Consider the following 1,972-nt stretch of genomic DNA (forward strand, 5'->3'; position numbering starts at 1 on the left):
CCAGTGTGTCGCAGATCGCCTGCTGACGGCTCGCCACGTGCGCGCTCGTCTGCTGCCACGCGTCGCTCAGATTGGCAGCCATCGATGCGAGCGAGTCGGTCCATGCCGACAGTCGCTGCTGGTCGCGCGATGCCAGCTCAGCCTGCAAGTCCGCGTGGGCTTGCCCCACCGTGCGCAGCAGCGACGCCGCGTGTTGCTCGAAAGTCGCCGCGGCAGCCGCCAACGCGTGTTCGTTGCGGCCTGCCAGCTTCTCGCCGGCTTGCTCCTGTCGCGACAGCGCATCGCGCCATGCTTCCGACACGTGCCGCTCCGCCGCCTCCAGCCGCACACTGACGCCTTCGAACAGATGATGGGTGCGTTGTTCGAAGGATCCGGTGAATTGTTCCAGCGCGGCACGCATATGCTCGACCAGCGCATCGCTCGATTGCTGCTGTCCCGCCAGCGCCTGTTTCCAGATATCCGTCACGTTCGTGGTCGTCGTATTGAAACCGGCCGACAGTCCGTCGAGCTGGCGCTGCACCGCATGCGTGACCGCATCGTGCAACGCGGCCGTCTCACGCGCGAGCCCCGCCATCGCGGCCTCCATGATCGGCTGCAGCACGATGCCGGCCGAGCGGGCGCTGTCGGCGGCACTCTCCTTCAGCGACTGCCCCACCGACGACGCCAGTTGCAGATAAGCCGCCTCCGCGTTGCCGAGAAACGCCTGCTGGCTCGCCATCTGCCGTTCGTGCAGCGCGACGCTTTGCTGTTCGATCGTCGCCATCATCGCCTGCAGCCGATCGACCAGCGTGGGCATCGCCTCGGCCTGCCGCTGCATCAGCCGGAACGATTCCTCGCGCTGATGCGCGTGCGAAAAGCCCCGCAGCGTCGTGGCAATCTTCCCGTCGAGCTGCTGTACCGCCTGGGTCCGCTCGCGGCGGCACAGCGCGGAAAGGAGTCCGAGCATCGCCGATGTCGCGACGCCCGCGATCGATGTGCCGAACGCAAATCCCAGACCCTTGACCGGTGCGGCAAGCGACGCGCGGATCGCGTCCAGGTCTTTCGCGCTTTCCAGCGCGGCCCCGGTTCCCTTCAGTGTCACCACCATGCCCAGCAGCGTGCCCAGCATGCCGAGCAGCACCAGCAGGCCGACCAGATACGGTGTCAGCGCCGGCGCCGGCAACGCCACACGCTCGCCCTCGACGCGCGCACGCACTGCGTTGCGCAGGCCGGGTTGCAACGCGTCGAGCCATGCGCCGAGCGTCGCCGGCGTCTCGGACAGCCCGGCGACCGCACGCGACAGCGTGGCCGTCGCCTGCTGATAGCGCCGCAGTTCGAGCGCGCCCGTCAGGTAACACACGCCGATCAACAACGTGACCGCCGCGGCGAGCAGATTCGTGCCGGCATAGCCGAAGGCGATCCAGCACACGGCGGCCAGACCGGCCAGAAAAACGATGGGTTCAATGCGAATTCTGGACATGGCGTCTTGATTAGCTTGCACGAAGGGCTTCGAGCAGCCCTTCTACCGATTGAAACCGAACTTCCAGTTCGGCGAGCAACACGCTCTGCATATCGCTGCGGAATACGTCCAGCCACGGGCCGGGCGCAACCGCCTCCTCTGAATCCCGGGTATCGTCCGGCGCCGGCTGGCCGGCGTCGCGCAAACGCTCGAAATGAGTTTCGAGCAATGCGGGCACGGCGGCCAGCAGACTCCGTTCGCGCGCACCCAGCACGCGCTCCATGATGGCGTCCACCGTGGCGAGACGTGCCATGGCAGGCGTCCTGCCTGGCCGCGGCTTTAAGGGGGACAGAAAGGGACGCTTCGGTTATATCACCCTCAGCGCGGACGGAATCCTTCCGTACATGCTGCCGGGCATGGAGATAAAGGGACATGAGTTCCATTACTGGGACTGTGAGTGCCGGGATGAGGAATACAGGATGACGGCCAGGAAACCGGCGGGCGGCCGGTCATGGCGCTGCATGCGGACCAGAG

2 protein-coding genes and 1 pseudogene are annotated in these 1,972 nt (G+C 66.4%); 1 reads left to right on the forward strand and 2 read right to left on the reverse strand.

Features of this window, described 5'->3' with window-relative positions; translation table 11 throughout:
• Together KH616_RS24650 and KH616_RS24655 are read right to left on the reverse strand one after the other, a co-directional pair.
• A partial coding sequence (locus KH616_RS24650; RefSeq protein WP_292253884.1) for a DUF802 domain-containing protein occupies nucleotides 1–1,459 on the reverse strand: 1,459 nt, incomplete at its 3' end.
• Between the two features lie 10 nt (nucleotides 1,460–1,469).
• Nucleotides 1,470–1,763 (reverse strand): annotated as a pseudogene (locus tag KH616_RS24655) (DUF3348 family protein); the annotation flags it as partial.
• On the opposite strand from KH616_RS24655, the gene KH616_RS24660 reads away from it, so the two are divergent.
• On the forward strand, nucleotides 1,750–1,972 hold a 223-nt coding region (locus KH616_RS24660; RefSeq protein WP_292253887.1), incomplete at its 3' end, for a hypothetical protein. The pseudogene KH616_RS24655 and the gene KH616_RS24660 overlap by 14 nt on opposite strands.

This window comes from Burkholderia sp. (assembly GCF_018375725.1).
Taxonomy (GTDB): Bacteria; Pseudomonadota; Gammaproteobacteria; order Burkholderiales; family Burkholderiaceae; genus Burkholderia.